The sequence below is a fragment of the Microbacterium sp. AC035 genome (genome assembly GCF_979258485.1).
This window is the reverse complement of the sequence record NZ_OZ409858.1, coordinates 2,326,035-2,352,913: the sequence shown is the minus strand read 5'-3', so window position 1 is coordinate 2,352,913 and position 26,879 is coordinate 2,326,035. Positions and strand designations below refer to the sequence as shown.

21 protein-coding genes are annotated in these 26,879 nt (G+C 69.5%); 8 read left to right on the top strand and 13 right to left on the bottom strand.

Going from position 1 to position 26,879, the window contains the following annotated elements; translation table 11 throughout:
* The first annotated feature begins 152 nt into the window (after nt 1-152).
* Complete coding sequence (gene pulA, locus ACZ0AA_RS11375) at nt 153-6,185, top strand: pullulanase-type alpha-1,6-glucosidase (RefSeq protein ID WP_463512944.1); 6,033 nt, start codon at nt 153-155, stop codon at nt 6,183-6,185.
* 59 nt (nt 6,186-6,244) lie between these two features.
* Here pulA and ACZ0AA_RS11370 read toward each other — a convergent pair whose 3' ends face one another.
* From ACZ0AA_RS11370 to ACZ0AA_RS11330, 9 genes are all read right to left on the bottom strand, one after another.
* Entirely contained in the window at nt 6,245-7,210 is a 966-nt protein-coding gene (locus ACZ0AA_RS11370) for an aldo/keto reductase (RefSeq protein ID WP_463512943.1), read from the bottom strand.
* On the bottom strand, nt 7,210-9,303 hold the full coding sequence (locus tag ACZ0AA_RS11365) for a beta-galactosidase (RefSeq protein WP_463512942.1): 2,094 nt from the start codon (nt 9,301-9,303) through the stop codon (nt 7,210-7,212). The genes ACZ0AA_RS11370 and ACZ0AA_RS11365 overlap by 1 nt, the downstream gene beginning before the upstream one ends.
* Nucleotides 9,304-9,361: 58 nt before the next feature.
* Entirely contained in the window at nt 9,362-10,363 is a 1,002-nt protein-coding gene (locus ACZ0AA_RS11360; RefSeq protein ID WP_400864461.1) for a LacI family DNA-binding transcriptional regulator, read from the bottom strand.
* Nucleotides 10,356-11,495, bottom strand: a complete 1,140-nt coding sequence (locus tag ACZ0AA_RS11355; RefSeq protein ID WP_463512941.1) for a ThuA domain-containing protein — start codon at nt 11,493-11,495, stop codon at nt 10,356-10,358. Before ACZ0AA_RS11355 ends, ACZ0AA_RS11360 begins: the two co-directional genes overlap by 8 nt.
* Nucleotides 11,488-12,453, bottom strand: coding sequence for an aldo/keto reductase (locus tag ACZ0AA_RS11350; protein WP_400864466.1), 966 nt, complete (start codon nt 12,451-12,453; stop codon nt 11,488-11,490). The genes ACZ0AA_RS11355 and ACZ0AA_RS11350 overlap by 8 nt, the downstream gene beginning before the upstream one ends.
* Nucleotides 12,450-13,454: an ABC transporter permease gene (locus ACZ0AA_RS11345; protein ID WP_400864469.1), complete on the bottom strand. Its 1,005-nt coding sequence runs from the start codon at nt 13,452-13,454 to the stop codon at nt 12,450-12,452. The genes ACZ0AA_RS11350 and ACZ0AA_RS11345 overlap by 4 nt, the downstream gene beginning before the upstream one ends.
* Complete coding sequence (locus tag ACZ0AA_RS11340; RefSeq protein WP_463512940.1) at nt 13,451-14,461, bottom strand: ABC transporter permease; 1,011 nt, start codon at nt 14,459-14,461, stop codon at nt 13,451-13,453. Before ACZ0AA_RS11340 ends, ACZ0AA_RS11345 begins: the two co-directional genes overlap by 4 nt.
* A gap of 40 nt (nt 14,462-14,501) precedes the next feature.
* Nucleotides 14,502-15,584, bottom strand: a complete 1,083-nt coding sequence (locus ACZ0AA_RS11335; protein WP_463512939.1) for a sugar ABC transporter substrate-binding protein — start codon at nt 15,582-15,584, stop codon at nt 14,502-14,504.
* Between the two features lie 77 nt (nt 15,585-15,661).
* Entirely contained in the window at nt 15,662-16,471 is an 810-nt protein-coding gene (locus ACZ0AA_RS11330; RefSeq protein ID WP_400864478.1) for an ATP-binding cassette domain-containing protein, read from the bottom strand.
* Between the two features lie 208 nt (nt 16,472-16,679).
* Here ACZ0AA_RS11330 and ACZ0AA_RS11325 point away from each other — a divergent pair, with 208 nt between their 5' ends.
* From ACZ0AA_RS11325 to ACZ0AA_RS11310, 4 genes are read left to right on the top strand one after another with little or no spacing between them, the layout of a single operon-like run.
* Nucleotides 16,680-18,182 (top strand): CoA-acylating methylmalonate-semialdehyde dehydrogenase, encoded by a 1,503-nt coding sequence (locus ACZ0AA_RS11325; protein ID WP_463512938.1) that lies wholly within the window; start codon nt 16,680-16,682, stop codon nt 18,180-18,182.
* 28 nt (nt 18,183-18,210) lie between these two features.
* A complete protein-coding gene (locus ACZ0AA_RS11320) occupies nt 18,211-19,392 on the top strand; it encodes an acyl-CoA dehydrogenase family protein (protein WP_400864484.1) in 1,182 nt (393 codons plus the stop codon).
* A complete protein-coding gene (gene mmsB / locus ACZ0AA_RS11315; RefSeq protein ID WP_463512937.1) occupies nt 19,389-20,291 on the top strand; it encodes a 3-hydroxyisobutyrate dehydrogenase in 903 nt (300 codons plus the stop codon). Before ACZ0AA_RS11320 ends, mmsB begins: the two co-directional genes overlap by 4 nt.
* A 46-nt stretch (nt 20,292-20,337) precedes the next feature.
* A complete protein-coding gene (locus ACZ0AA_RS11310) occupies nt 20,338-21,114 on the top strand; it encodes an enoyl-CoA hydratase (RefSeq protein ID WP_463512936.1) in 777 nt (258 codons plus the stop codon).
* Nucleotides 21,115-21,157: 43 nt separating this feature from the next.
* Here the strand turns inward: ACZ0AA_RS11310 and ACZ0AA_RS11305 are convergent, their stop codons facing one another.
* From ACZ0AA_RS11305 to ACZ0AA_RS11295, 3 genes are read right to left on the bottom strand one after another with little or no spacing between them, the layout of a single operon-like run.
* A complete protein-coding gene (locus tag ACZ0AA_RS11305) occupies nt 21,158-21,601 on the bottom strand; it encodes a YdeI/OmpD-associated family protein (RefSeq protein ID WP_463512935.1) in 444 nt (147 codons plus the stop codon).
* Nucleotides 21,598-22,080, bottom strand: coding sequence for an SRPBCC family protein (locus ACZ0AA_RS11300; RefSeq protein ID WP_463512934.1), 483 nt, complete (start codon nt 22,078-22,080; stop codon nt 21,598-21,600). Before ACZ0AA_RS11300 ends, ACZ0AA_RS11305 begins: the two co-directional genes overlap by 4 nt.
* A complete protein-coding gene (locus ACZ0AA_RS11295) occupies nt 22,070-22,606 on the bottom strand; it encodes a MarR family winged helix-turn-helix transcriptional regulator (RefSeq protein ID WP_400864499.1) in 537 nt (178 codons plus the stop codon). The genes ACZ0AA_RS11300 and ACZ0AA_RS11295 overlap by 11 nt, the downstream gene beginning before the upstream one ends.
* 131 nt (nt 22,607-22,737) lie before the next feature.
* Between ACZ0AA_RS11295 and ACZ0AA_RS11290 the strand changes: the two genes are divergently transcribed.
* From ACZ0AA_RS11290 to ACZ0AA_RS11280, 3 genes are read left to right on the top strand one after another with little or no spacing between them, the layout of a single operon-like run.
* Complete coding sequence (locus ACZ0AA_RS11290) at nt 22,738-23,514, top strand: electron transfer flavoprotein subunit beta/FixA family protein (RefSeq protein WP_463512933.1); 777 nt, start codon at nt 22,738-22,740, stop codon at nt 23,512-23,514.
* Between the two features lies 1 nt (nt 23,515).
* The gene (locus ACZ0AA_RS11285; RefSeq protein ID WP_463512932.1) at nt 23,516-24,487 is read left to right on the top strand and encodes an electron transfer flavoprotein subunit alpha/FixB family protein; all 972 of its coding nucleotides are present in this window, start codon (nt 23,516-23,518) and stop codon (nt 24,485-24,487) included.
* A gap of 2 nt (nt 24,488-24,489) precedes the next feature.
* Nucleotides 24,490-26,220, top strand: a complete 1,731-nt coding sequence (locus ACZ0AA_RS11280) for a cytochrome b/b6 domain-containing protein (protein ID WP_463512931.1) — start codon at nt 24,490-24,492, stop codon at nt 26,218-26,220.
* Between the two features lie 96 nt (nt 26,221-26,316).
* On the opposite strand, the gene ACZ0AA_RS11275 is transcribed toward ACZ0AA_RS11280, so the two are convergent.
* Complete coding sequence (locus ACZ0AA_RS11275; protein WP_400864511.1) at nt 26,317-26,823, bottom strand: GNAT family N-acetyltransferase; 507 nt, start codon at nt 26,821-26,823, stop codon at nt 26,317-26,319.
* Between the last annotated feature and the right edge of the window lie 56 nt (nt 26,824-26,879).

Sequence of the window (26,879 nt, the reverse complement as noted above, 5' to 3'; positions counted from 1 at the left end):
TTGCGACTTTCGGCCAACAGCGTTGTGCACACCCCTGACTTTTCGCTAAAGCACTACTGCAAGCGCTTGCAGGTCGCTACGACGCCCTGCTAGCTTCACTCGCAAGCCTTCGGACACGTCGTCGTGTCCGCCCGCCACCCAGGGAGCATCACTTGTTCAAGCCGGCTCGGTCGAAGACGACCGCCTCACGTCCGCTCGCCCTTCTCGCCGCCACCGCGCTCGTCGTCTCGGGGTTCGGCGCGGCCGGCGCCCTCGGCGGCTCACCCGCCTCCGCCGCCGATAGGACCGTGGCCCTCGTGGGCTCGCTGCAGTCCGAGCTCGGCTGCGCTGCCGACTGGGCCCCCGACTGCGCCGAGACCGAGCTCGAGCCCACGGGCGCCGAGGGCATCTACTCCGCCGAGTTCGAGGTCCCCGCCGGCACCTGGCAGTACAAGGTCGCCGTGAACGACGGCTGGGACGAGGCGTATGGCCTCGACGGCGGCGCCGACGACATCCCCCTCACGATCGCAGGCCCCACGACCCTCCGCTTCACCTTCGACGACACGCTCAAGCGAGTGGGGCTCGAGGCGACCGACCTGCGCGGCGGCTACAGCTCAGACGACGACGCGCTGATCAAGAGCCCGGCGCGCCAGGCCGGGGCCGGCGAGCAGTTCTACTTCGTGATGACGGATCGCTTCGCGAACGGCGACACCTCGAACGACACGGGCGGCCTCGAGGGCGACCGGCTCACGACCGGGTTCGACCCCACGGACAAGGGCTTCTACCAGGGCGGCGACATCGCGGGCATCCGTGACAACCTCGACTACATCGAGGGGCTGGGCACATCGGCGATCTGGCTGACACCGAGCTTCGCCAACAAGCCGGTGCAGGGCGAGGGGGCGAACGCCTCGGCCGGGTACCACGGCTACTGGATCACCGACTTCACGCGCATCGACCCGCACCTCGGCACCAATGAGGAGCTGCAGGCGCTGATCGCCGACGCGCATGCCCGCGGCATCAAGGTGTACTTCGACATCATCACGAACCACACCGCCGACGTGATCGACTACACCGAGGGCCAGTACTCCTACATCGACCAGGCGACGAGCCCCTACACCGATGCCGCGGGCACGGCGTTCGATCCGGCCGACCACGCGGGCACCGACGGCTTCCCCGAGCTCGACCCGGCGACGAGCTTCCCCTACACGCCGGTGGTCGCCGACAGCGAAGCCGACGTCAAGGTGCCGGCCTGGCTGAACGACCCGACGCTGTACCACAACCGCGGAGACTCGACCTGGTCGGGGGAGTCGGTCACATACGGCGACTTCAGCGGGCTCGACGACCTGATGACCGAGCACCCGACGGTGGTCAACGGCTTCGTCGAGGTCTACGACAAGTGGATCGACCTCGGCATCGACGGCTTCCGCATCGACACCGTGAAGCACGTGAACTTCGAGTTCTGGGAGAAGTGGACCGCCGACGTCCTCGACTACGCGCATGAGCAGGGCAACGAGGACTTCTTCATGTTCGGCGAGGTCTATGACGCCGACCCGGTGAAGCTCGCCCCCTACGTGCGCGACACCGACATGAACTCGATCCTCGACTTCACCTTCCAGTCGTCCGCCGTCAGCTATGCGTCGGGCAACTCGGCCAAGGGCCTGCAGTCCCTGTTCGCGGGCGACGACCGCTACACGACCCCCGATTCGTCGGCCACGGCGCTGCCCACCTTCCTCGGCAACCACGACATGGGCAGGGTCGGGTCCTTCCTGCAGTCGACGGATGCTCCGCTGGCGCGCGACGAGCTGGCGCATGAGCTCATGTTCCTCACCCGCGGTCAGCCGGTCGTCTACTACGGCGACGAGCAGGGCTTCACCGGTCCCGGCGGCGACAAGGACGCCCGGCAGTCGCTCTTCGCCACGCAGGTCGCCGAGTACGCGAACCAGAACCTCATCACCGGCGAGCAGGCCGGCTCCGTCGACCGCTTCGCGACGGATGCCGCGCTCTACGAGCACATCGCCGCGCTGTCCGAGCTCCGTGAGTCGAACCCTGCTCTCGGCGAGGGCGCACAGATCGAGCGCTACGCGGCGTCCGGCGCCGGTGTCTACGCCTTCTCGCGGGTCGATGCCGACGACAAGGTCGAGTACCTGGTCGCGGTGAACAACGCTGCGACCGCGCAGACCGTCGACCTCGCGACGTTGACCGCGGATGCCTCCTACGAGGTGCTCTACGGCGATGCCGCTCCGCTCATCACGGATGCCGGTGCCGCCGCCTCGATCACGGTGCCCGCGCTGTCGGCTGTGGTCTGGAAGGCCGACTCCACCGTCACGGCGCCGACCGAGGCGGCGTCCGTCTCGGTGTCCGCGCCGACCGCCGGAGCCGGAGTCACCGGACAGTCCGCGGTGCAGGCCGACATCGCCGACCAGTGGGCGCAGACCAGCTTCGCCTGGCGCGTCGTCGGCTCTGACGAGTGGCAGGCGCTCGGCACGGCGGAGGACACGGATCCGCGCGTCTTCCACGACATCCGCGATCTCGCGAACGGCACGCTCCTCGAGTATCGGGCGGTGACGACGGATGCCGCCGGCAATCACGCCGCCGCCTCGACCTACGCGTCGGTCGGCAACGCCGTGACGCTGGAGGCAGGCGAGGAGCCGGAGTCGCCGATCGACATGGTGACTGTGCCCGGCAGCCTCAACTCCGAGATGGGGTGCGCGGGCGACTGGGACCCGGCATGCGAGAAGGCCAAGCTGACCCTGCGCCCCGACGGAGTCTGGGCCGGCACGTTCGATCTGCCGGCCGGCGACTATGAGTACAAGGCCGCGGTGAACGGCAGCTGGGCGATCAACTACGGAGCGAACGGCGTTCCGGACGGCGCGAACGTCACGCTCACCCACGCGGGCGGGCCGATCACCTTCTACTTCGACCCGCGCACGAACGTCGTGCAGTCCACGGCCGACGGCCCCATCGTGACGCTGCCCGGCTCACTGCAGGACGAGCTCGGCTGCGCCGCCGACTGGTCGCCAGACTGCCTCGGCACCCTGATGGCCGACGGGGACCGTGACGGCGTCTACGAGTTCTCGACCGCGGATCTGCCGACCGGCGCCTATGAGCTCAAAGTCGCGCACGGTCTGAGCTGGGCCGAGAACTACGGCGCCGACGGAGTGCCGGGCGGCGCGAACATCTCGTTCAGCGCCACCGAGGGCACGGTGACGGCGTTCCGCTACACGCTGGCGACGCACGTCCTCGAGGTCGGCAGTGACACCCCGCAGCTCCCCGGCACGGGGGAGCAGCGCGCGCACTGGGTCGATGCCGAGACGATCGCGTGGCCGGCGACCCTCGGGACCGTCGACCAGGCGGCCTATCAGCTGTACTCCTCCGCAGACGCCTCGCTCGCCGTGGCCGACGGCGAGGTCGCAGGAGCAGAGCCGGTGGCGCTCGAAGTGATCGAGGGCGGCCTGACCGACGAGCAGCTCGCCCGATTCCCGGCGCTCGACGGCTACCTCGCACTGCGAGTGACGGATGCCGATGCTGCGGCGCTGCTGCGCACGCAGCTCGCGGTCGCCCAGCGCGACGCCGCGAGCACGCTCACGGCGTTCACCGGCGTGCAGATCGCGGGAGTCCTCGACGACCTCTATGCCGCCGCGCTCGACGATGTCGACCTCGGCGTGACGTTCTCGGGCAAGAAGCCGACGTTCCGGCTGTGGGCGCCGACCGCGCAGAGCGCGACGCTGCTCACCTGGAACGACGGTGCCGAGGGTGAGCCCGTGCGCCATGAGGCGACGTGGGATGCCGCATCCGGTGTCTGGTCGGTCACGGGCAAGAAGGACCTCAAGGGCGACGAATACCTCTGGGAGGTCGTCGTCTACGCCCCGACCACCGGCGCGATCGAGACCAACCGGGTCACCGACCCGTACTCGACTGCCCTCACGCTGAACTCGCAGCGTTCGGTCGCCGTCGATCTCGATGACAAGGCCTGGCAGCCGAAGCAGTGGCAGAAGGCCGAGTCGCCGGTCGTCGAGCGCGCGGTCGACCGCGCGATCTACGAGCTGCACATCCGGGACTTCTCGATCAGCGACGAGACGGTTCCGGCCGCGGAGCGCGGCACCTACCTGGCCTTCACCCGCGACAGCGCGGGCACCGACCAGCTGAAGCAGCTCGCGGATGCCGGCATCAACACCGTGCACCTGCTGCCCTCGTTCGACATCGCGTCCATCGAGGAAGACAGAGCGGCGCAGGCGGTGCCCGACTGCGACCTCGCCTCGTTCGGCCCTGCCGACTCGGCGCAGCAGGCCTGCATCCAGGCCGTCGCCGATGCCGACGCGTTCAACTGGGGCTATGACCCGTATCATTTCTCGACCCCCGAGGGCTCGTACGCGGTGAACGCCGAGGGCGGCGCACGGGTGAGCGAGTTCCGCTCGATGGTCGGTGCGCTGCACGACATGGACCTGCAGGTCGTGCTCGACGAGGTGTTCAACCACACCGCGGCATCCGGTCAGGCCGAGAAGTCCGTGCTCGACCAGGTGGTGCCGGGCTACTACCACCGGCTCAATGCGGCAGGCGGCGTCGAGACCTCGACGTGCTGCCAGAACGTCGCGACCGAGCACCTCGCCGCGCAGAAGCTGATGGTCGACTCGATCGTGACCTGGGCGCGCGACTACAAGGTCGACGGCTTCCGGTTCGACCTCATGGGGCACCACTCGACAGCGAACATGCAGGCGATCCGTGACGCGCTCGATGCGCTGACGCTGAAGAAGGACGGCATCGACGGAACCGCGATCCATCTGTACGGCGAGGGCTGGAACTTCGGCGAGGTCGCCGACAACGCCCTGTTCGAGCAGGCCACGCAGGGCCAGCTCGGCGGCACCGCCATCGGGACGTTCAATGACCGGCTGCGTGATGCCGTGCACGGCGGCAGCCCGGTCGACGCCTCCTCGACGTTCCGCCAGGGCTTCGGCACCGGTCTGGGCACCGATCCGAACGGCGATCCGATCAACGGCACCGTCGAGCAGGCTCTCGCCGACCTCGGGCACGAGACCGATCTGGTCAAGCTCGGGCTCGCGGGCAACCTGCGCGACTTCTCGTTCACGACGAGCGACGGCGCGGTGACGGCAGGAGACGGCATCGACTACCGAGGCTCGGCGGCGGGCTATGCCGACCAGCCGGACGAGGTGATCAACTACGTCGACGCGCACGACAACGAGACGCTCTACGACCTCTCGGTGCTGAAGCTCCCCGTCGACACGTCGATGGCCGACCGTGTGCGCATGAACACACTCGAGCTCGCGACCGTGACGCTCTCGCAGTCGCCGTCGTTCTGGCACGCCGGCACCGAGCTGTTGCGGTCGAAGTCCCTCGACCGCAACAGCTACAACTCGGGCGACTGGTTCAACCGCATCGACTGGACAGGGCAGGAGTCGACGTTCGGCTCCGGACTCCCGACCGCAGCCGACAACGAAGGGAAGTGGCCGATCATGGCGCCGCTGCTCGCCGATCCCGCGCTCAAGCCGGCGGCCGCCGACATGGCGGCAGCCGAGGCATCCGCTCTCGATCTGCTGCGGGTGCGCGAGGAGGTCGACCTGCTGCGGCTCGGCTCCGCCGAGCTGATCCAGCAGAAGGTCACCTTCCCGAATGGCGGCACGGCCGCCGCGCCGGGCGTGATCCTGATGCAGATCGACGATCTGGTTGGTCCTGATGCCGATGCAGAGCTCGACGGCGCACTCGTCGTGTTCAACTCCTCGCCCTCGCCCGTCACCCAGTCGGTGACCGGCCTGGCCGGGCGGTCGTTCGCCCTGACGCCGGCGCAGGCGCACGGAGCGGATGCGGTGGTCAAGACCACGACGTGGGATGCCGCGACCGGCACCGTGACGATCCCTGCTCGCTCGGTCGCCGTGCTCGTCGACGACCAGGTGCAGCCGATCGACACCCGGGTGCGTGCCACCTCGGACATTCTCGTGAAGGCGGGCAAGAGCGCCACGGTGAAGGTGACGGTCACCGCCGACGACGACAGCGCCCCGGTGGGCACGGTGACGGTGCACGACCGCGGCCAGGTCGTCGTGACGGTCGAGGTGAAGGCGTCCGATAAGGGGAGGGTCACTGTCTCGGTGCCGAAGCTCAGTCGCGGGATTCACCTGCTGACGGTGCGATTCGATGGCGCGGAACCGTGGCAGGACTCACGAATGCGCCTCCCCCTTCCCGTGATCGTGCACTAGAAAGACGAGACCGGATGCCGGGGCGCATGTCCTCGGCATCCGGTCTTCGTGTGGGCGTGCTACCAGGCGTACGCCTCGGGAGCGGTGCCGCCGGGCCCGGGCCAGATGCGGTCGAGCTCGGCGAGCGTGTCGGCGTCGAGCACCACGTCGAGCGCCTCGACGGCGGAGTCGAGCTGGTCGAGCGTGCGCGGGCCGATTACCGGGGCGGTCACCACCGGCTGGTGCAGCAGCCAGGCGATCGCAACGACGCCAGGGCGGATGCCGAGCTCGGCGCAGAACTCCTCGTAGCGTTCGATCGCAGGACGTCGGTCGCCGAGCGCGTCGAGGCTCGAGCGGGAGCGATGGGTCTTCTGCAGCACGCCGCCGAGCTGCCCGCTGGCGAGCGGCGACCAGGGCAGCAGTCCCATGCCGTACTGCTCCGCAGCGGGCACGACCTCGAGCTCGACGGTGCGCTCGGTGAGGTTGTACAGCGACTGCTCTGTGACAGGGGCCGGGTAGCCGGCGGCCGCGGCGATCTCGTGCACGCGCGCGAGGTGCCACCCGGCGAAGTTCGAGCTGCCGAGGTAGACGATCTTGCCCTGTTCGCGCAGCGTCGCGAAGGCGCTGAGCGTCTCGTCGAGCGGCACCTCGCGGTCGATGTGGTGCATCTGGTACAGATCGATGTGGTCGGTGCCGAGCCGCCGCAGCGAGTCGTCGACCGACGCGCGGATATGCACCGCCGACAGGCCCCGATCGTTCGATCGAGGGCCCATCACGCCGAACACCTTGGTCGCGACGATCAGGTCGTCGCGGTTGCCACGCTCCTTCATCCAGCGTCCGAGGATCTCCTCCGACTGTCCGGGGTGGTCGCCCCACCGACCGCCGCCGTACACGTCGGCGGTGTCGATGAAGTCGATGCCGGCCTCGACCGCGCGATCCAGGATGGCGCGCGAGGCCTCCTCGTCGATCACCGGACCGAAGTTCATGGTGCCGAGAGCCAGGCGGCTCACGCGCGCCCCAGCTCGTCCGAGACGTGTGTACTGCATCAGCTGTTCTCCTTCTGCGAGTCCTGCGAATACTGCGAATCCGAATCCTGCGAATCGGGCGCGTCCGGCGACGCGCTCGTGTCGATGAACGCCCATCCGTACGCGCCGAGCTCGCGACGAGTCTCGGTCGATCCCGTGAGCAGATCTGCACCCGGCACGTCGACCGAGAACGGCTCCGCGCTGTGGTTGATCACCGTGAGGATGCTGCCGCGGCGCGCGATCTCGACGTGCTCGGGCAGCCCGTCGATCTCGGCCGTCACTCCGGCCTCGGCCGCGAGCCAGCGCAGCACCGCGGTCATGCCGGAATCGTCGGGGATCGTGGCGAGGTAGTAGCCGTGCCCTGCGCCGAAGGCCTTGCGGGTGAAGGCCGCCCGACCTGCGGTGCGCCCCTCGGTGAAGCGGCCGAGCACCTCGGCATCCTGCACGAGGAGCTCCTCGGCGAAGTACTGGCCGACGATGCGGCCGGCGGGGCCGTCGAGCGGAGCCTCCGACTGGCCGGGGCCGTCTGGCACCGCGTGGCTCGCGACCTCTCCGGCCGAGTCGGCCGAGCGCACGGACTCAGGGGGAACGAGTGCCCCGAAGTCCTCGAGCGCGACCCCGAGCGCGTCGCGCAGCGAGACGATGAACCCGCCGTCACGGAACGCGTCGTCCTGATCGACGACGTCGCTGAACGCGGAGACGAACAGGTGGCCGCCCTGGTGCACGTACGACGTCAGGTTCGCCGCGCCCTCGTCGCTGAGCAGATACTGCTGCGGCGCGACGACGAGCGAGTAGGCGCTCAGGTCGCTGGTGGTGTTCACGATGTCGACGGCGAGGTTCTGACGGTGCAGCGCCGCGAACCAGCGGTGCGCGAGTGTGAGGTAGTCGAGCACGATCGGGTGGTCGCGCCCGTCGATGGCCCACCAGTTCTCCCAGTCGAACACGAGGGCGATCCGGGCTCCCGAGCTGACATCCGGGAGGTCGGGAAGCTGGGCGAGCTGTCCGCCGAGCTCGACGACCTCTCGCCACGTGCGCGTCTCGAGCCCTGCCTGCGGCACCATCGCCGAGTGGAACTTCTCGCTGCCGCGGCGCGACTGGCGCCACTGGAAGAACATGATGCCGTCGGCGCCTCGGCCCACCGCCTGGGCGCTGATCGCCGCCATCTGGCCCGGCGCCTTCGGGGCGTTGGTCGGTCGCCAGTTCAGGGCGTTCGTCGACTGCTCGGTGAGGATCCACGGCACACCGGGCTTGAGGCCGCGCATCAGCTCGCGAGCGAAGGCCGCCCCGCGGAACGACTCCGGGTCGTTGGGGTCGGGGTAGTTGTCGTCGCTGATCACGTCGACCTCCGCGGCCCACTTCCAGTAGTCGGCCGGGGGGAACGCACCCATGAAGTTCGTGGTGATCGGCTGGGTCGCCCCCGAGGCGCGGATGATGTCGCGCTCCATCACGTAGAGCTCGAGCAGGGTGTCGGAGGTGAAGCGCTTGAAGTCGAGCACGCTCGTCGGGTTGATGCTGTACGGCGCCTTGCGCGGCGGCACGATCTGCTCGAACGCGGTGTACCTCTGCGACCAGAAGTCGGTGCCCCACGCATGATTGAGGGCGTCGATCGTCTGGTACTTGCGCTGCAGCCACAGCCGGAAGGCATCACGCGCCGCGTCGGAGTAGTCGTAGTGCAGGTGGCAGCCGTACTCGTTGTTGACGTGCCACAGCACGACGGCCGGATGCTGCGCATAGCGCTCCGCGAGAGCGGTGACCAGCTCCGAAGCCAGGCGGCGGTAGACGGGCGACGAGGGGGCGAACGCCTGTCGGCTGCCCGGCCAGAACGTCGAGCCGTCGGCATCCTGAGGAAGCATCTCGGGATACGCGGTCGTGGCCCACGGCGGAGGGGAGGCGGTGGCGGTGGCGAGGTCGACCTCGATGCCGCCCTCGTGCAGCAGCCCGATGATCTCGTCGAGCCACTCCCAGTCGAACTCGCCCTCGGCCGGCTGGATGCGCGACCACGAGAAGATGCCGAGACTCACGAGCGTGACGCCCGCTTCGCGCATGAGCCGGACATCGTCCGGCCACACCTCTCGTGGCCACTGCTCGGGGTTGTAGTCGGCGCCGTAGTGCATGGGTCTCCTGGGTCGGTGGTCGATGACGTCGAGGTCGATGACCGGGTGGTGGGGAAGGTCAGCGGGTGCGGGTCGAGGCGCGCATGACGAGCTCGGGCACGAATCGGGCTTCGATCGGTTCGTCGGAGCCTGCGAGGTGGTGCATGAGCAGCTCGACCGCGCGGGCTCCCATCTCGCGGGCGGGCTGGCGCACCGAGGTCAGGGGCACGACCGCCGCGCCGGCGAACTCGATGTCGTCGTAGCCGACGAGCGAGATGTCCTCGGGCACCCGCAGGCCTCGTCCGACGAGCCCCTGCAGCAGTCCGAGGGCGAGGTGGTCGTTACCGGCGAAGACGCCGTCGGGGCGATCGGCCTCCGGCAGATCGGCGATCTGCTCGCCGATCTCGCGGCCGAGTCCGGTGTTCAGGGTGGTCGTCTCGATGAGCGTGGTGCGCACGCCCGCGGCATCCGCCACCTCATGCAGCCCCGCGAGACGCTCGCGCATCTGCTCGCGCGACCGGGGTCCGCCGATGAAGGCCAGGTGTCGGCATCCGCCGTCGAGCAGCGCCTGCGCCGCGATGCGCCCGCCGAGGCGGTTGTCGACCGAGACCGAGGAGAACTCTCCCCGCGGATGCCGCTGATCGACGAGCACGACCGGCACCCCCCGGCGGCGGAAGCGCTCGAGATACTCCTCGTGGTACTCGACGGGCGCGATGAGCACCCCGTCGACCCGCTGCCGCTCGAACAGGTCGAGGTAGCGCGATTCGCGCTCGGCCGAGTCGAAGCCGTTGCCGACGATCACCGAGTAGCCGGCGGTCAGCGCCTGCTCTTCCGCGCCGAAGGCGAGGTCGGCGAAGAACGGGTTGGTGATGTTGATCACCGAGAACCCGATGGCATCGCTGCGGCCCGCCTTGAGCTGGCGCGCGGCGATGTTGGGCACGTAGCCGAGCTCGTCGACCGCCGCGGCCACGCGGGCCGCAGAGGCCTCGGACACGAGCTCGGGTCTGTTGAGCGCGTTCGAGACGGTGCCGATCGAGACGCCCGCACGCTCGGCGACGTCTCGCAGGCCGATGTCAGGCATGCTGCTCCTTCTGCGTCTCGGACAGTGCCCTCAGGTCGTCGAGCAGCCGGACGCGATTGTCGAGCTTGGCGGACGCCGGGCCGTGCACCACGACGACGCGCCACTCGTCCCCGAGCAGGATCGCAGATCCGTCGCCCGTGCGCTGCCAGTCACCGGCTTCGGCGACGAGCACGATGCCGGCGTCGGCTGCCCGCAGCATCCGTCCGTCGACCTCGGCACCCGGCAGATCGACATGCAGCCCGAGGTCGACCGAGGCGAGTCGGCCGACCTCGCGGCCGTGGCTGTGCAGCGCGGCGCCGCCGGTGGGCAGCCGCTCGAGAAGCAGATAGCCGGATGCCAGCAGCTCGCCGTCGTCGAAACGATCGGCGAAGCGCGTCGAGGCGACGGCGGTGCCGCGGGGCGCCAGCGCGATGAGTTCGTAGTCGAGGGCTGTGGCCTCGAGGTCGTGCGAGACTGTGGCGTCGTCGCGCGGCTCGGTCGGCGCGTGCTCGGCGCCGAGCAGCTCGTCGACCAGCGCATGCACGAGCGCGCGGGTGCCCGCCGAGCGATACGCCTCGACGCCGTGGCCGAGTGCCGAGTACGCGACTCCGCCGCGCCCGGCCGTTCCCTGTCTCGACCACGCCAGAGGGTGGGTGATCCCGTCGTCGGTGTGGATCGCGCGCAGCTCCGACCCCGAGTCGATCTCGAGATGCGAATAGCGCTCGTCGTAGACCCGGAACGGGGCGAGCGGCGCCGTCGGCTGCACCAGACTCCATCCGATCTGCGGATGCATCGTCACCCCTGGCACCCACCGCCCGCCCAGCAGCTCGGCCCAGCGCGGGTCGTCGCGGAACGCGAGAGATGACGAGTGCACGGCGAGCAGCGGGATGCCGGAGGCCACGGCCTCGAGCAGCGGATCGAGCACCGCGCTCGCCGCAGTGGCATCGGTCGCGAGATCGCCGCTGATGTTGACGACGATCAGCGCGGCATCCGTCAGTGCGGCGCCGCCCGCGACCTCGTCGGTGTCGATGCGGTGCACCGGCATCCGCTCTGCCAGCACTCTCGCGAGTGCCGTGCTGGTCGCAGCGAGGCCGTGCCACGGATCGGCGTGCGCGCCGACCCCGGTGATGAGGAGGGCCGGGCGGTCAGTCATCGATCCAGGTCTCCTTCGACGGTCGCAGGGCCTCGAGCTCTTCCCAGAGGGCGTCGGGAACGACGGTCTCGGCCATGCCGACAGTCTGGTCGAGCTGCGCCGGGGTCACCAGCCCGCACACCGTCGAGTGGATGCGCGGATCGCGCAGCGAGCTCTGCAGGGCGGCGGTGATCAGAGGGATCCCGTGGCGTTCGCAGGCCGCCCCCATCGCATCGATCGCCGCGAGCATCTCGGGCGCGGCGGGTGCGTAGTGGTAGCGGTCGGAGGTGCGGGGCCAGCTCGCCAGGATGCCCCCGCCGTAGATCGCCGCGTTGACCACGCCGATCCCGGCGGCGGCCGCGGCGTCGAGCAGGGCATCGGCCGTGCGGTCGACGAGCGTCGCGCGGTTGTGCGTGATCAGCACGTCGAAGACGCCGGTCTCGACGAACTGCGTCAGCATCCGTGCGGGCCCTCCTGAGATGCCGATGAAGTCGGCATATCCCTCGTCGCGCAGAGCCTGCAGCACCTCGATGGGCCCACCGGGCGCCATCGCGGCCTCGAAACCGATGTGCTCGGGGTCGTGCAGGTGCAGGATCGGCACCCGGTCGATGCCGAGCCGGTCGAGGCTCTCGTCGAGCGAGCGGCGCATGCGGTCGGGGTCGAACGAGTCGGTCTCGGGATCGCGGTCGAGCTTGGTCTGGATCACGAAGCCGTCGGGCACGCCGCCGGCTCGACGCACGGCCAGGCCGATGCGGCGCTCGCTCTCACCGTCGCCGTAGTTGTTCGAGGTGTCGATGAACGTCACGGGGCTGTCGAAGGCGGCGAGGGTCAGCTGCACCGCATCCTCCTCCGGGACCGTCAGACCGTGCACGGGGGAGGAGACGCCCCAGGCCGCGGTGCCGATGCAGATCGGCGAGACCGCGAGACCGGTGCGGCCCAGGATCCGGCTCTCGAGAGCCGTCTGCGGGTGCGCGCTCACTCGAACGCGTCCCCACCGCGGAAGCGGTCGACGAGCACCGCGGCGAGCAGGATCACCGCGACGATGAGGTCGAGGTAGTCCGGGTCGATGAAGCTCACGTTCAGGATGTTCGTGATGCCCGCGACGACGAGCAGGCCGAGCAGTGCGCCGATCGGGTTGCCCACGCCCCCTCGTGTGATCGAGTATCCGCCGATCATCAGCGCCGCGTAGATCTGGAACTCCAGGCCGGTGCCGAGGATGTTGGATGCAGAGCCGAGCTGCCCCACATAGAAGATGCCGCCGATCGCCGCACCGACCGCGCTCACGATGAGTGCGACCGTGCGCACCCGGACGACCGAGATCCCGGCGCGCTGCGCGGCCCGGGGGTCGCCGCCGACGGCCTGGACCTTGCGGCCGATGCGCGTCTTCGAGACCACGCCTGCAGCCACCAGGGTGAGCCCCACGCCCATGAGCAGCAGGGTCGGGATGCCGAAGGTGGTGCCCTGCGTGACGTCGTAGAGCGGCTCGATCAGGGTCGTGGGCGGAGCCTGTACGACGATCGCCTGGCACACTCCACGCAGCAGCGTCAGCATGCCCAGCGTGACGGCGAGCGGTTCGGCACCGAGACCCACTATCACGAACGCGTTGATCGAGCCGACGACGACTCCGAGGAGGACGGTCACGCCCGCGGCCATCCACGGGTCGATGCCCGAGGCGACGAGCTGGTTGAAGGCCACGGCGCCGAAGCCCACCATCGAGCCGATCGACAGGTCGACGACGCCGGCGAGCAGGGCGAACGAGGCGAGCACGCCGACGATGAGCGGGATCGCGACCGCCACGCCGACGATGCGCACGTTGGAGGCCGAGAAGAACGCCGGTCCGACGGCGACGGCGCCGATGATGACGACGGCGGCGAGCATCAGCGCGATGCTGCCGACGGGACCTTTGAGGTACGAGAGCACCCGGGGGAGCAGGGGCTGGGGTGTCTGCACGTCGGATGCCGGGGCGAATGCCGTGGTCATCGTGCACCTCTCTTGATGCGGAAGCCGTCGATGCCGACGGCGATGATGAGGAGTGCGCCCTGGAAGATCAGCGCGAACGCCGGCGGGAGCCCGAAGAAGGCGATCGACACCGGGATGGTCGAGAGGAATCCGACGCTGAGCAGCAGCACCAGGAAGTTGCCCTTGCCGCCCGAGAGGCTGATGCCTGCGAGGATCACCGCGGCGATCACGATGAGCTGATAGCTGGCCCCGGCGTTGGGGGTGAAGCTCGGGGTGACCGAGGCGAACAGCACGCCGGCGACTCCGGCGACGGCGCCTGCTCCCGAGAACGTCGCCAGGCGCACGCGGCGCAGCGAGACGCCGCGGGCACGAGCGGCCTGGGCGTTGCCGCCCACGGCGGTGAGGCGTCGGCCCCAGCGCGTCCAGGTGATCGCGAGTCCTGCGAGCACGAGGATCACGAGCATGGGCCAGAAGATGTTCGGCAGACCCAGGAACTGACCGAGCCCGAAGGCGCGGAGGGCCGACCCCGAGGGGATCTGCGCCGACTTGAATCCGATCATCATGATCGCGAGGCCGCCGAAGCCGGTGGCGAGCGTGACGATGATCGGGTTGAGCTTGCCGTAGACGACGATCAGGCCGTTCAACAGGCCCCAGGCGCCGCCGGCGGCGATGCCGCAGAGCACCGCGAGCAGGTCGGGCACACCCGCACCCAGGAGGGTGACGGTGGCCCAGGCGCTGACGACCAGGGCGACGGGCAGGCTGAGGTCGAGCAGGCCGCCGCCGATGACGACGATGCCCTGCGCGACGGAGAGGACGCCCGAGATCGCCATCGTGAAGGTGATGGCGAGCAGCGACTGCGTCGAGAGGAAGTCCGGGCGGACGATGGTGGTCGCCGCGGCGAGCAGGAACCAGACCGCGGCGATGGTGAGCGCATCGCGCAGGGCGGTGCGGCTCCCCGCGTCCGGGCGCGCTGTGCGCGCACCCGAACGCGGGGCGGCCGGATCGGCCGTGAGGGTGGGAGTCGTCATGTGAGTCTCGTTCTTCTCGAGACCGATCCGGGAGGAACGGTTAGTTCTTGCAGTAGAGGTCGTAGAGGGTCGTGCCCTCGTCGGCCTGGGAGATCTCGGCGACGCGTTCCTCGATGCCGGGGATCGCGGCGGCCTGCTCCTGGGTCACGGCGCACGGCTGCACGCTCACCGCTGCGTCGTCGCCCGTGTCCTTGACCTCGGGCGCATCGCCGGCTGCGATCTCGTCCAGGATCTGGAAGGCGTAGGCCGCGTACCCCTCGAGGAAGTACATGACGCTGCCGGCGAGGTTCGGGTCGACGTTGTCGCCCGTGATCAGGCCGCCGTCCTGGCCCCAGCCCATGATGTTGGCGTCTCGGCCCAGCTGCGTCGCCGCCTGCAGGGCGCCGACGACCGCCTGGTCGTTGAGTCCGACGACGAGGATGTTCTCGGCATCCGGGTGTGCCGCGAAGACGCCCGGCGCGTTCTGCAGCGAGGTGGTGAGGTTGCCGTCGGCCTCGTACGCGACGTAGGCGTCCTCGGGGACGTCGGGGCAGACCTCGCCGATCGCCGTCGCGGCGTTGCCGGTGCGCCAGGTGTCGATCTGTCCGGCTGCGGTGCCCTGCGCCGAGATGACGAGGTCGACGTCGCAGTCCCACTCGCTCTTGGCGAGCTCACCGAGAGCCGTGCCGCCCTCGGTGCCGGCTGCGGCGTTGTCGATGCCGACGAAGTACCAGCCCTCCTGGGCGATGTCGAACGTGATGACCGGGATCTCGGCATCCGAGTACTTCTTCGCGATGACCGGGTTCGCCTCGGGGCGTCCGTTGAACATCATCACGGCGTCGACGCCCTGCTGCACGAAGAGGTCGGCGTTCTTCACCGCGGTGGCCTCGTCGCCGTCGTTGCTGAGCTCGACGTACTTCCAGCCGCGCTGCTCGGCGAGTGCCTGGGCGACGTCGCCCTGGTAGTCCTGCCAGTCGGCGTCGGCCTGACCGCCGACGGCGAAGCCGAGGGTGAAGGTGTCGTCGTCTCCGCCTCCGGATCCGCCGGATGCCTGATCGGCGCAGCCGACCATCGCGATGGCCGAGACGAGTGCCACGCCTGCGCCGAGCAGGCGCAGGGCGGTGCGGGATGAGTGATGCGTCATTGCAGTGCTCCTCTTGAGTGGGTGTGTTCGGGTGTGTTCGGGTGGTGCGGGTTCTTGCGGGTGGTGACGCCTGGTCGTCAGCTGACGAGCGTCTCGGTGTCCTCCGGAGTGGGGACGTCTGCGGGGAGGGCCCCGGTGATGAGGCCGACGATGTCCTGCGCGGTGACGTCGGCGATGTCGCGCACGGCGACCGACCGGCCGAGGCGCATGACGGTGACGCGGTCGGCGACGGTGTGCAGCTGCTGCATGTTGTGGCTGACGAGGATCACGCTGACTCCGTGCTCGCGCAGGCGGCCGATGAGATCGAGCACCTGCTGCGACTCGCGCACGCCGAGCGCCGCGGTGGGCTCGTCGAGGATCACGATGCTGCGGCCCCAGAGCAGCGCGCGGGCGATCGCGAGGCACTGCCGCTGTCCGCCCGACATGCCCTTGACCGACACGTTGACCGACTGGATGCCGACGCCGAGCTCGGCGAGCACCTCGCGCGACCGGGCACGCATGCCGCGGTCGTTCACGATGTTCAGTGCCTTGAGGATCGGATTGCTCGACAGCTCTTCGCGACCGAGGTACACGTTCTGCACGGCCGACATCGTGTCGACGAGCGCCAGGTCCTGGTAGACCGTCTCGATGCCGGCGGCCAGGGCGTCGGTCGGGCGGCGGAAGTCGACCGGCTTGCCCTCGACCTCGATGGTGCCGCCGTCCGGCACCACCGCGCCCGAGAGCACCTTCAGCAGTGTCGACTTGCCGGCGCCGTTGTCGCCGACCAGACCCATGACCTCGCCGCGGCGCAGGGTGAGCGATGCGTCGGCGAGAGCCGTGACCGCGCCGTACCGGCGCGAGATGTTGCGAGCGTGGAGAACCAGATCCTGGTCAGCAGCGAGTGCCATGATCAACCTCATTGTCGAAGGGCCGAAACGTGACTTTAAACGTTTCAGGTGTTTAAAACGTTTCAGACTCTACATCGCGATCTCGCCGACGAGCAAGAACTTTTCTCCGTGGCCCCGATCAGACAACTACAAGGACGCCCTAGTAAATGTGCGGGGGGCGAAGTACCATCGTCATAGTGCCAACGACGGCGCGAAGGGACATCGCACAATGACTCGTACCATTCCCCATTTCGTAGGCGGAAAGCACCTCATCCCCGACGGCGGACGCTTCGCCGACGTCTTCGACCCGAGCACCGGATCGGTGCAGGCGCGCGTGCCGCTCGCCTCCGCCGACGAGGTCGCGGCGGTCGTCGCGAACGCCGAGGCGGCTCAGATCGAGTGGGCGGCGACGAACCCGCAGAAGCGCGCGCGGGTGCTGCTGCGGTTCCTCGATCTGGTGCAGCGCGAGATGACCGAGCTCGCCGAACTGCTCGCGAGCGAGCACGGCAAGACCGTCGACGATGCGAAGGGCGACATCCAGCGCGGACTCGAGGTCATCGAGTTCTCCGCCGGCGCTCCGCACCTGCTCAAGGGCGAGTACTCGACTGGTGCCGGAGCCGGGATCGACGTCTACTCGATGCGTCAGCCGCTCGGAGTGGTCGCCGCGATCACCCCCTTCAACTTCCCCGCCATGATCCCGCTGTGGAAGGCGGGCCCCGCGCTCGCCGCCGGCAACGCCGTGGTGCTCAAGCCCAGCGAGCGCGACCCCTCGGTGCCGGTGCGCATCGCCGAGCTGTTCCTCGAGGCAGGGCTTCCGGCCGGCGTCCTCAACGTCGTGCACGGAGACAAGGAGGCCGTCGATGCGCTGCTGACCGACGACCGCATCCGCGCCGTCGGCTTCGTCGGCTCGACCCCGATCGCCGAGTACATCTACTCGACGGCAGCCGCGCACGGCAAGCGGGCGCAGTGCTTCGGCGGGGCCAAGAACCACATGATCGTCATGCCCGATGCCGACCTCGACCAGGCCGTCGATGCGCTCATCGGCTCGGGCTACGGCTCGGCGGGCGAGCGCTGCATGGCGATCTCGGTCGCAGTGCCGGTGGGGCAGGAGACGGCGGATGCTCTCGCCGCCAAGCTCACCGAGCGCGTGGCACAGCTGCGGATCGGTCCCTCGCTCGCGGCCGACGTCGACTACGGGCCGCTGGTCACGCGGGCTGCCGTCGAGCGGGTCGAGGGATACATCCAGCAGGGAGTCGACGAGGGCGCGACGCTGCTCGCCGACGGCCGCGGGTTCACCGTCGAGGGGCACGAGCAGGGCTTCTACCTCGGGCCGACGCTGTTCGACCACGTCACCACCGACATGGCGATCTACCGTGAGGAGATCTTCGGACCGGTGCTCGTGATCGCACGCGCCGCCGACTACGAAGAGGCGCTGCGCATGGCATCCGAGCACGAATACGGCAACGGCGTGGCGATCTTCACGCGCGACGGCGATGCCGCCCGCGACTTCGCCGCTCGGGTCGAGGTGGGGATGGTCGGCGTCAATGTGCCGATCCCCGTGCCGATCGCGTATTACACGTTCGGCGGGTGGAAGCGCAGCGGGTTCGGGGACCTCAACCAGCACGGCGCCGACGCCTTCCGCTTCTACACGAAGACCAAGACGGTCACGAGCCGCTGGCCGTCGGCGGGCATCCGTGACGGCGCGAGCTTCGTCATCCCGACCATGCACTGATCCGCCGCGACATCCACAAGGAACCATGATGACCATGACCACTGTCACCACCACCGCCGAAGAGCGCGAGGCGATTCTCGACGCGGTGCGCGAGTTCGCCGACACCGAGCTCGCACCGTTCGCTGCCGAGCGTGACGAGAAGCACATCTTTCCGCGGGAATCGCTCGGCAAGGCCGGCGAACTCGGGCTCGGCGGCATCTACGTGCGCGAGGACTTCGGCGGCACAGGGCTCAGCCGCTCCGACACCGTCGCGATCTTCGAGGAGCTCGCCAAGGGCGACCCCGCCGTCGCCGCGTACATCTCGATCCACAACATGGTGGTCTGGATGATCGACACGTACGGCGATGACGCGCAGCGCGGCCGTTGGCTGCCCGAGCTCACCGCGATGCAGGAGTTCGGCGGATACTGCCTGACCGAGCCGGGCGTCGGATCGGATGCCGCGAACGTCGCGACGAGCGCGGTGCGGGACGGAGACGACTACCTGCTCACGGGTGTGAAGCAGTTCATCTCGGGCGCGGGCGAGGCCGCGGTCTACGTGGTCATGGCGCGCACGGGCGAGCCGGGAGCGCGCGGCATCAGCGCGTTCCTCGTGCCGGGCGACGCCGACGGGCTGAGTTTCGGCGCCCCCGAGAAGAAGATGGGCTGGCACGCGCAGCCGACCCGCCAGGTCATCCTCGATGGCGTGCGCATCCCGGCATCCGGAATGCTGGGCGACGAGGGCAGGGGCTTCGCGATCGCGATGTCGGCGCTCAACGGCGGCCGCCTCAACATCGCCGCCTGCTCGCTCGGCGGCGCTCAGTGGGCACTCGACCGCGCGGTGCAGTACGTGCACGAGCGCGTGGCGTTCGGCGAGCCGCTGGCCGAGAAGCAGTCGATCCTGTTCGCGATCGCCGACATGCGCACCGACCTGCAGGCCGCTCGCCTCATGGTCAGGGACGGCGCGCTGGCGGTCGACGAGCACGCTCCGGATGCGACGATGCGCTGCGCCATGGCCAAGCGCTTCGCGACGGATGCCGGATTCGACGTCGCCAACCGGGCGCTGCAGCTGCACGGCGGCTACGGGTACCTGCAGGACTACGGCATCGAGCGGGTCGTCCGCGATCTGCGGGTGCATCAGATCCTCGAAGGCACGAACGAGATCATGAGACTGATCGTCGGCCGCGAGATGCTGCGACCGGCAGGCTCGGCGTCGATGCGGAGCGCGTCATGACCGAGCCGCTGAAGACCCGCGTCGCGTTCCTCGGACTCGGCCACATGGGTCTGCCGATGGCGAAGAACCTGGTCGCGGCCGGGCACGAGGTGCACGGCTTCGACCTCGTGCCGGCGGCGATCGAGGCGGCGCAGGCCGCCGGCATCCCGATCGCAGCCAGCGGAGCGGATGCCGTCGCCGAGGCCGATGTCGTGATCACGATGTTCCCCGCAGGCAGGCATGTGATCGACGCGTACCGCACCGAGCTGCTCGCCGCCGCTCGCCCGGACACGCTGTTCATCGAGTCGTCGACGATCGCGGTCGACGAAGCGCGCGCTGCGCACGCGCTGGCGCTCGCCGCCGGGCACCGCAACGTCGACGCCCCCGTCTCGGGCGGAGTCGTGGGCGCGGAGAACGGCACACTCGCGTTCATGGTCGGCGGGACGGACGAGGACTTCGCCTCGGCGCTGCCGCTGCTCGAGATCATGGGAAAGCGCATCGTGCACTGCGGCGGTCCGGGGCTCGGGCAGGCCGCGAAGGTCTGCAACAACATGGTGCTGGCCGTGTCGCAGATCGCGGTCGCCGAGGCGTTCGTGCTGGGGGAGCGGCTCGGACTCGAGCATCAGGCGCTCTTCGACGTCGTCTCGCAGGCGTCCGGTCAGTGCTGGTCGATCACGACGAACTGCCCGGTGCCGGGGCCGGTGCCGACGAGCCCCGCGAACCGCGACTACCAGCCGGGATTCGCCGGGGCTCTGATGGCCAAGGACCTCGGCCTCGCGCTGCAGGCGATCGAGCAGACGTCCACCGACGCGAAGATGGGGCGCCTCGCCCAGCAGCTCTACGCCGACTTCGCCGCGGGCGAGGGCGCGGCGCGGGACTTCTCGGGCATCATCACCGACATCCGGGACGGGTCCGCGTGACGCACCCGCGACATACTGAGATGACCACGACGGAGAGGCCCTCACGATGACCGAGTACGAGACGATCCTGGTCGAGCAGCGCGGACGAGTCGGGTGGATCACCCTCAATCGACCCGAGGCGCTGAACGCGCTGAACAGTCGCCTGGCCGACGAGGTCACCGCCGCGGCCGTGGCCTTCGATCTCGATGACGGGGTCGGTGCGATCGTCGTCACCGGGTCCGAGAAGGCGTTCGCCGCAGGCGCCGACATCAAGGAGATGGAGGGCATGTCGGCGGCCGAGATGGTCGAGACGGATCACTTCGGCGTCTGGCACGAGTTCGCGGCAGTGCGCACGCCTGTGATCGCGGCCGTCTCGGGCTTCGCACTCGGGGGAGGATGCGAGCTCGCGATGATGTGCGACATCATCCTGGCGGCCGACACCGCGAAGTTCGGTCAGCCCGAGATCAACCTCGGCGTCATCCCCGGCATGGGCGGAACGCAGCGCCTGATCCGAGCGGTCGGGTACTACAAGGCGGCCGAGCTCGTGCTGACCGGCCGGTTCATGGGCGCCGAAGAGGCGGAACGCTCCGGTCTCGTATCGCGCGTCGTGCCGGCGTCCGATCTGCTGGACGAGGCCGCGAAGCTCGCCGAGACGATCGCGTCCAAGTCGCTGCCGTCGGTGTTCGCTGCGAAGGCCGCGCTCGATGCCGCGATGGAGACGACTCTCGCCGACGGTCTGGCCCACGAGAAGCGCGCGTTCGCCGAGCTGTTCGACACCGAAGACCAGAAGGAGGGCATGTCGGCCTTCCGGGAGAAGCGTGCGCCCGACTTCCGGCACCGCTGACTTCCGCTCCACAACTCCGGAGAGTCGGAGCGGCGCGGGTGCCTCACCCGCGCCGCTCCTCGACGATCTTCTCGACGCGGCGGTCGCGGGTCGCCTCCTGCTTGGCCTCGGCCACGGTGCGGGCGTGCTCCTTGCGCACCGAGTACGAGAGGGCGTCGAAGGCTGTGCGCAGTGCGGCGTCGGCACCCAGGGCCTCGGCGAGGGCGGGCGGGATCTCGACCTCGCGCTCGGCGGAATCCAGGCGGATGACGGCATCGACCTCCTGGTCGATCTCGACCCCGAGTTCGGCTCGGACGGCTTTGCTGAAGCCGATCATGTTCTGCCCTCCCATGCGGGCGAGGCGCAGACGGGAGGTGCGGCCATCGATCGTCACCGCGACGGGGAACGTCTTCCCCGCACCGAACGAGGTGACCTGCTCGTCGGTGAGGATGATCGCGGCAGCGGGGCCGCGGCCTTCGAGGATCGTGTGCAGGCGCAGTTCGCTCATGCGGGCAGTGTACGCCCGCGCCCCTCGGCCTCGGATGCCAGGTGGTCGTTGCGCTCTTCGATCAGCGTGCGCATGTACTCGCGCATGAACACGCGGTCGACGAGGCGCCCGATCGGACCGAACGGCGAGTGGAAGACGATCGTGTCGCGCGCCAGCGTCCCCTGCGGATGCTCCTCGAAGACATGCTCGTGCAGGAACGCGCCGAAGGGCCCTGAGAGCTGCCGATCGCGGAACCCGTGTGGAGCGTCGACGTCGTACACGATCGTGCGCAGCCGGAACGGGATGCCGAAGTGCCGCGCGCGCCAGGTCACGGTCGATCCTTCGGTGAACACACCGCCCGCCGGCGCCTCGACCATCGTCTCGCCGTATCGAGCCATCGACCGCAGATGCAGCCCCGGGTCGAGCGCCAGAGCGAACACCGTGGCGCGCGGGGCGGCGATCACGCGCTCCAGCACGAACTCGACCACGTCAGAGCGCATCCGGCTGCGGCTTCGGGTCGCTGAAGTCTCCGGCCGCCTTGCGCATCCGCGCCACGATCGCGACGAGCTCGGTCGCGTCCTCCCTGCTCACGCCGGGGTCGGCGAAGACATCGGCGTTGAGTGCGGAGGTGGCGCGTTCGACGAGTTCGCGGCCGGCGTCCGTCAGAGAGAGCAGGGCCGCACGGCCGTCGTGCGGATGCGGCTCGCGCACGATCAGCCCGTCGCGCACCAGTCGCTCGGCCGTGCTGGTGACGGTCGTCGCGTGCACCTGGAGCCGCGCGACCACGCTCGACAGCGGCAGGCGCCCCGAGCGGCTGAATGCCAGCAGACGCAGCATCTCGTAGCGGGCGAAGCTGAGCGCGAAAGGCTTCAGTGCGGCGTCCACTCTCGCGAGCAGCAGCTGCTGGGCCCGCATCACCGAGGTGACGACGGTCATGCCGTCGGCGGCATCCGTCCAGCCGTGCGCGAGCCACTGCCGCTTCGCCTCAGCGAGCGGATCGACAGGCAGAGGGCGGGGTCGGACCACGGTTCTACGGTAGGGCATCGGGTCCGGACTCCGGGGATGCGCCGACCGGAACGGCGTCTGGGCCTCAGTCGCTCGATGGTTGGGACTCAGTATCAAGGGACTAGAATCAAGGCAGTCGTGAGGAGCAATCGATGAAGATCTTCGTCCTGGTCAAAGAGGTGCCCGACACCTATGGCGATCGCAAGCTGAACCTCGAGACGGGCCTCGCCGACCGCGGTGCCGGCGACGTGGTGCTCGATGAGATCACCGAGCGAGCACTCGAGGTCGCTCTCAGTCACGCCGACAAGAACGAGGGCACCGAGGTCGTCGCTGTGGCGATGGCTCCCGGCGGTTCGACGGCATCGGTGCGACGGGCGCTGGCGATCGGCGCAGGATCTGCCGTGCACATCGCCGACGAGCAGCTCGCGGGCGCTGACCTCGGGCTCACGGCCGAGACGCTGGCCGCAGCGATCCGCCGCGGCGAACCAGACCTGGTGATCACCGGCAACCTGTCGACCGACGGCTCGGGCGGCGTCATCCCCGCGATGATCGCCGAGCACCTCGGCTGGGCGCACGCGACCGCGCTGACCTCTGTCGAGATCACGGCCGAGGGCGTCACGGGCACGCGAGGGGCGGATGCCGGAGCGCAGCCGATCTCGGCATCCCTCCCGGCCGTCATCTCGATCACCGAAGCGCTGCCCGACGCGCGCTTCCCGAACTTCAAGGGCATCATGGCGGCGAAGAAGAAGCCGCTCGAGGTCCTGACCCTCGACGACCTCGGTGTCTCGGCCGACCCCGCTGCGGCTCCCCGCACGATCCTGACCTCCGTCGCCGAGAAGCCGCCGCGCGCCGCCGGTGTGAAGATCGTCGATGAAGGCGATGCGGCCGAGAAGCTGGTCGAATTCCTCGTGCAGAACAGGCTGGTGTGACATGACCTACCCCGAGAACGCGATCCTCGTCCTGGTCGACCTCGACCCCGCAGGAAACGCCGCCAGCAGCACCGCCGCCCTGATCGGCGCGGCGGCGACCGTCGGCTCTCCGGTCGCGCTGGTCGTCGGCGGATCCGCAGATGCCGCCGCGCAGGTGGCCGCGGCGGGAGCATCCGTCGTGCTGACGGCCGACGCCGACGAGACGATCCTCACGGTGCCGATCGTCGACGCGCTGCAGGCGGCCTTCGAGCAGGTGCGACCGGGTGCCGTGCTCATCTCGAACTCCATCAGCGGACGCGATGTCGCGGGAAGGTTCGCGGTGCGCGCGAAGCTGGCGCTGTCGGTCGACGCCGTCGGCGTCTCGCGCGACGACGAGGGCATCGTCGCGCACCACTCCGTCTACGGTGGGGCGTACCTCACCGACTCGGCTCCCACGTTCGGCGCCCCGGTCATCACCGTGCGTCAGGGTGCCGTCGATGCGCGCGTCGACGCCGTGGCGTCGCCGACCGTCGACGCGCTCGCTGTGACGTCATCCGGGGCGGCTGCTGCCACGGTCGGCGCCGTCGAAGCGGTCGAGGCCACGTCCTCTCGACCCGAGCTGCGCGGCGCGACCCGCGTCGTCTCGGGAGGCCGCGGACTCGCCTCGAAGGAGAAGTTCGTGCTCGTCGAGGAGCTCGCCGATGCGCTCGGTGCAGCCGTCGGCGCATCGCGGGCCGCGGTGGATGCCGGATACATCCCGCAGTCGCATCAGGTCGGTCAGACCGGAGTCTCCGTGTCGCCGCAGCTTTATGTCGCGCTCGGCATCTCGGGTGCGATCCAGCACCGCGCGGGCATGCAGACGGCGAAGAACATCGTCGCGATCAACAAGGACGCGGAGGCGCCGATCTTCGACGTCGCCGACTTCGGGATCGTCGGCGACCTGTTCACGATCGTCCCGCAGGTGATCGCGGGCCTCGAGGCTCGGAAGAAGTAGCCATGGCGACGCGGATGCTCAGGCGCGGGCTCCCGCGCGTGCCCGGCGGCGAGCCGTGGCCTCCCGGAGAGATCGCCGTCGATGAGGGCGGTGTCGGTGCGGCTCCGGCCGCTCCGGCTCCGACCGCCACAGCGGAACCCGCCCGAACCGAACCGGCAGACGCCGCGCTCACTCCTGCCGACGGCGCGCAGCAGTCCTCCGTCGTCTCGCTTTCGCCCGGCCGGGCGGCAGCGCTGCGCCGTGGTCTGCCGCGTGTGCCCGGCGGCGATCCATGGCCTCCCGCGGGTACCGCCGTGAGCGGTGCAGAGCATGTGCCATCTCGGTCGGCGTCGACGACGGTGACGGCGGGGGCGGCCGCGGGGGTGGCCGCGACCTCGCTCGACGAGGGGCACGAGGCCGCACCGCTCGTTTCGCCCGCGGTCGAGGCCGCATCGGTCGTCGAGCCACTGGACGACGGGACCCCTGCCGCGGACGCTTCGGCGAGCGCTGCCGCCCCGGCGGGATCCGTGCGACGCGGTCTCCCGCGCGTCGCGGGCGGAGAACCCTGGCCTCCGGCCGACACGGTTCCGGTGCCAGCCGCAATGTCCGCCGCGGCCCCGGTCGCTGAGGCCGCAGCACCCGCACCCGCGCCCGCAGTCGCACCCGCAGTCGACACCGCAGCGACAGCGACAGCACCCGCAGCATCCACCGCACCCGCAGCGACCCCCTCCACCGGCGTCGCCACCACCCGCACGGCTCCTGCCCTCGGCGACCCGTCGATCCCGCTGCCGTCCCCGCGCACGGTGTGGAACGGCAGCGCTCCCCGACACATCACAGCGACCGCTCCGGCATCCGTCCGTCCCCGGCCCTCCTGGACCCAGGCGATCGCGGGTCTGCTCGGGGCCGCGGCCCTCGGCATCCTGGCCGCCGCAGCCGTGGCCTTCGTGCGCGCCCTGCTGAGCTTCCCCTTCATGCAGGACTTCCTCGCCGCCTTCCCCGGAGAGTACGAGCCGGCCGTCGCTGTCGAGCCCGGGTTCGCGCCGTGGACCAACTGGGCGCACTTCTTCAACGTGTTCCTGATGGTGCTGATCATCCGCTCGGGCCTGCGCATCCGCAACGAGAAGCGGCCGACCGCCTTCTGGACCCCGCGCAACGACCCCAAGGGCAAGGTCAGTCTGACGATCTGGTTCCACCAGGCGCTCGACATCCTCTGGCTGGTCAACGGCGTGATCTTCGTGGTGCTGCTGTTCGTCACCGGGCACTGGGCGCGCATCGTGCCGACCAGCTGGGAGGTCATCCCGAACGCGCTGTCGGCCGCGCTGCAGTACGTGTCGTTCGACTGGCCGACCGAGCACGGCTGGGTGAACTACAACAGCCTGCAGCAGCTGGCCTACTTCGTGACCGTGTTCGTCGCGGCCCCGTTGGCGGCGGCGACCGGGTTCCGCATGTCGGGCATGTGGCCCAAGAAGGCGGAGCGACTGTCGAAGGCGTACCCGATCGAGTGGGCCCGTGCGCTGCACTTCCCGGTCATGATCTACTTCGTGGTGTTCATCATCGGACACGTCGCGCTGGTGTTCCTCACCGACTTCCTGCGCAACCTCAACCACATGTACGCCTCGTCGGACGCCGTCGGCTGGACGGGCTTCTGGGTCTTCGTGGCCTCCCTGGTGGTGATCGCCATCGGCTGGGTCGCGGCTCGCCCGCTGGTCATCGCGCCGATCGCGAAGCTGTTCGGCAGCGTGTCCGGGCGCTGACCCGGCTCCGAACTCAGCACGGACTGCGGCCGGACGCAGAGAAACGGCCCCCTGCCGATGGCAGGGGGCCGTTCATGCTGAGTCGCGAACGCGGAATCAGCGGACGAAGCGCACCTCGGTGAGCGTCTCGCCGAGGAACGGCTCGGTGTGGCTGGCGCCGTCGAGTGAGAACCCGTTGCGGGTATAGAAGCGGTGCGCGCGGGGGTTGTCCTCCGCGACCCACAGGTAGAGGGGCTCGTCCTTCTCGACCGCCGCATCGAACAGCTTCTGGCCGATGCCGGTGGAGTGATACGCGTCGAGCAGGTAGATGAAGTACAGCTCGCGGAACGCCGGGGCGTCCTTGTCGCGGGCGGGACCGGAGCCGACGAAGCCGACGATCTCGCCGTCGACGAGCGCAGCGCGCATCGTGAACTCGGGGCCCTGAGAGGCCCAATGCGTCCATAGTTCGGCCATGCGCCGGGGTGAGACCTTCTCGAGCGCGGCCTTGCTGATCAGGTGGTCGTAGGTCTCGTGCCAGCACTGCGCGTGCACACGACCAAGGGCTTCCGCATCCACATCACGGACCGGACGGACAATGACTTCAGGCTGGGCTTCGGCGCTCATATCGTGACTCTACGCGCGGCCTCCGGGATCAGGAAATCGAGCGGAAGCGTTCCCAC